The sequence below is a fragment of the Petrachloros mirabilis genome (assembly GCF_975968855.1).
The window spans coordinates 1-2436 of record NZ_CDLUDY010000199.1 but is presented as its reverse complement, the minus strand read 5'-3'; the positions used below and the strand labels follow the sequence as shown (position 1 = coordinate 2436).

At 53.8% G+C, this 2436-nt stretch carries 4 protein-coding genes; 3 read left to right on the top strand and 1 reads right to left on the bottom strand.

Translation table 11 applies throughout. The features are described 5' to 3' along the window. From ACWVCN_RS08050 to ACWVCN_RS08040, 3 genes are all read left to right on the top strand, one after another. On the top strand, positions 1-441 hold a 441-nt coding region (locus ACWVCN_RS08050), incomplete at its 5' end, for an ABC transporter permease (RefSeq protein WP_455245050.1). A gap of 226 nt (positions 442-667) precedes the next feature. Beyond that, on the top strand, positions 668-994 hold the full coding sequence (locus ACWVCN_RS08045; protein WP_455245049.1) for an RNA recognition motif domain-containing protein: 327 nt from the start codon (positions 668-670) through the stop codon (positions 992-994). A 155-nt stretch (positions 995-1149) separates the two neighbouring features. Further along, positions 1150-1824 carry a 2OG-Fe(II) oxygenase gene (locus tag ACWVCN_RS08040; protein ID WP_455245048.1) on the top strand — a complete coding sequence of 225 codons (675 nt, stop codon included), beginning with the start codon at positions 1150-1152 and terminating at the stop codon, positions 1822-1824. Here the strand turns inward: ACWVCN_RS08040 and ACWVCN_RS08035 are convergent. Beyond that, positions 1821-2336, bottom strand: a complete 516-nt coding sequence (locus tag ACWVCN_RS08035; protein ID WP_455245047.1) for a response regulator — start codon at positions 2334-2336, stop codon at positions 1821-1823. The two genes, ACWVCN_RS08040 and ACWVCN_RS08035, sit on opposite strands and share 4 nt — an antisense overlap. Between the last annotated feature and the right edge of the window lie 100 nt (positions 2337-2436).

The window sequence follows — 2436 nt, the reverse complement described above, 5'->3', positions numbered from 1 at the left end:
TCGGTCGTGATGGGGATCTGTGCCTGGCTGTTTTATGGATACAATGTGCTGATCATCGGGCTGTGGTTGTTTCCATTTGTGGTCAGTCTCGTGATCACAGGCTGGGTGATTGGTGTTCTGACCACCTCGCTGATCATGCGGTTCGGCCAAGAGGCAGAGATTCTTGCCTGGAGCATGGTCTTTCTGTTTCAACCGATCTCTTGTGTATTCTATCCCATGGAGGTGTTGCCGGGCTGGCTGCAGGCAGTGGCCTGGATGAATCCGGCGGCCCATGTATTCGAAGGAATGCGGGCTGTCTTGAACGCCTCCGGTTCCCCCCTTTCACACTTGTTTTGGGCGGCCGGCTTGAATGTTGGCCTTCTCGTTGGCATGGTCACTCTGTTCTATAGGACGTTCGCATATTGTAAGGTGCAGGGATCGTTAGTTCGAGTCGGAGAGTGAGGTTGTAATCCAGTAAACCCTGTGTTAGGGTTGATTCACTTCATCGTAGGGGCCTCGCGATGAAGGGGCTTGGAAAGGAGGCTCGCAACATCGATGTTGCCTTGTTCGGGAAATTCGTCGGAAGTCAGACCTAAGCCGCCGCATGCATCGCGTCTTCGGCCCGCTCCTTCCTTTCTTCCTAGAGTTCAAGACAATGTCACCATTTTTATACAAGGAGGAACCCCACATGGGTTCGAAGATTTATGTCGGTGGGTTGCCCTATTCGGCGACCGAGCAGCAATTGAGCGATCTGTTTGGCGCACATGGGGCCGTGGCGTCGGCTCGAATCATCACGGATAAGTTCACGGGCCAGTCCCGCGGATTCGGTTTCGTGGAAATGTCCTCGGATTCCGAGGCGCAGTCAGCAATTACGGCGCTCAACGGTTCTGAGATGGGCGGGCGGACTCTGACGGTCAATGAAGCGCGTCCTCAAGAACCCCGTTCCGGTGGAGGAGGCCGCGGTGGATTTGGTGGAGGCGGACGCAGCGGAGGCGGTAAGCGCGATCGCTGGTAATCACGGTCGGTTCATGAGTTGAAGCAAGAGAGGCTGCTATCTTATGATGGCAGCCTCTCTGTCATTATGAGAGGAGTAAGCCCATTGATGGCTGAAGTATAAGGGATGAGACGCGGGCGACAAAACGTTGCCTCCTTTTTCTGAGCAGGGATCCGATGGATAGACGATCTCCCTTAGTGCCATTATCCGAACTCAACAGCTTTTCGTTCAGGCAGAGTCCCTTGCTGGTCGTCGAGAATTTTTGGTCTTCCGAAGAACGGCAGTTTTTCCGCGATGCCATGATGAGGGCTTCCTGGAAGGAGCTTCAGGAGCTGCCTAAGGTACGGGATGATTTCCCCAATTCAGGGAATTGGGCGAAGGCGGAGATAGGCTCTCACCAGGGCCAGCGATTCTTGTCTCGGCTTCAGCTTCCTTGTGTCGAAGAGTATATCGAGTCGTTTCCCAACATCGTCGGTCGCCATATGGGTTTCAGCTATTACTCGTATGCTGTGGGAGATTGCCTTTTGACGCATGACGATACGGATCAAGGCTACAGCATGAAAGGATCGCGCGCTCCGTTACGCCGGATCGCGGTCGTCAGTTATTTTCATGAAGAGTGGCGTCCGGATTGGGGTGGGGAATTGATCATGTACGAGAAGCGGAATACCCATACGACGGAGCAACCGGACCTCATCGCGACGCATTGCATCGAACCCCGTCCCGGCTCATTGGTCATGTTTACGGTTCCCAGATTTCACCGCGTGTGCCGGGTGGATCAAACGGCGGGTGACCATCGCCGTCTCTCAATCGCCGGCTGGTTTATGACGGAGCATGCCTCACCCAACCCCTAATCGAACCACTCATCAGCCCCCTTTGGGCCGGTTGCGTTCTCTTTCAACAGTGATTCAGGTGTCGGGGGAGGGTTCGTGTGAGTTTCCTGGACTAGGGCAACTAAATCCTTGGGTTCGAACGGTTTAGAGAGAAAGGGTAGCGCGTCCTGACGGATTCCGGAACCGGCCAAATCCTGGTCGACATTGCTGGACATCAGAAGAACGTGCAGATCTTGCCGCATGCGCAGAGCTCGCAGGGCGAGTTCGTGACCGTGGACGTGCGGGAACTCATTGCCGCTCGAGGCGAGAGAGAATTCAGGGGGAGGCAATACCAGATCCGTAACCAGGACATTGATTTGGCCCTGGTGATTCTTGACGATTTTGAGTGCCTCTGAGCTTCCTGAAGCAGCTAAGACTTCGTAACCGGCTTGTTCCAATATTGTTCGGCACAGTGTCAGAACATTCGAGTCATCATCCACGACCAATACAGTAGGCTTATTTTTTGGTTGTTGTTGGGGATCGGTAGGACCCATAATCGTCCTCCGCTAGCGTTGAATCCTGTATGTCAGGATAACTCAGACTGCCGAATCTCCCTAGGAAAAAGGATTATTGAAGTTCAAACAATCAGGTAGG

Bases quoted from the DNA above. Each gene is read 5' to 3' on its own strand.
- ACWVCN_RS08045 (WP_455245049.1), top strand. From the start codon at position 668: ATGGGTTCGAAGATTTATGTCGGTGGGTTGCCCTATTCGGCGACCGAG.
- ACWVCN_RS08040 (WP_455245048.1), top strand. From the start codon at position 1,150: ATGGATAGACGATCTCCCTTAGTGCCATTATCCGAACTCAACAGCTTT.
- ACWVCN_RS08035 (WP_455245047.1), bottom strand. From the start codon at position 2,336: ATGGGTCCTACCGATCCCCAACAACAACCAAAAAATAAGCCTACTGTA.